Source organism: Maribellus maritimus (genome assembly GCF_022267315.1).
Taxonomy (GTDB): Bacteria; Bacteroidota; Bacteroidia; order Bacteroidales; family Prolixibacteraceae; genus Draconibacterium; species Draconibacterium maritimum.
Map to the genome: position 1 here is coordinate 1 of NZ_JAIKLE010000171.1, position 475 is coordinate 475.

Sequence of the window (475 nt, forward strand, 5' to 3'; positions counted from 1 at the left end):
TGGATAAAAAAGTACAACCGGAAAGATTTAATGAACACAAGAATTCTAGTGGAAACAGAAGGAGAAACATCACGTCTGAAAGCCTTGCAAAAGGAAATCAAGCAACTAAAAGAGTTGTTGATTAAGAAAGACCTTGACAAGCTGGCCCTGGATTCATATCTGGAAGTGGCAGCAAAAAAACTGGGGTACAAGAACGTGGATGAGTTAAAAAAAAATTTAAACATCAAGCCCTGATGAAGGCTACTGCAATTACGAAACAAACAGGTATAGCAAGCATGTCAAAGATATGTGCTTGCTTTAACCTTAAGCGAGATGCATACTATAAATACCAGCGACGGTGGAAACGCTGCAAATCTGTTGAATCACGGGTAATAGAGCTTGTAAAAGAAGAACGCAAGGTACAGCCCAGGGTTGGTGTACGCAAGTTATACGAAACCTTGCTGCCATCTTTTAAATCTGCACATATCAAGGTAGG

At 40.0% G+C, this 475-nt stretch carries 1 protein-coding gene; it reads left to right on the forward strand.

The genetic code is table 11. From position 1 onward, the window contains the following. On the forward strand, nucleotides 1–234 hold a 234-nt coding region (locus K5G00_RS29565; protein WP_238770258.1), incomplete at its 5' end, for a hypothetical protein. Between the last annotated feature and the right edge of the window lie 241 nt (nucleotides 235–475).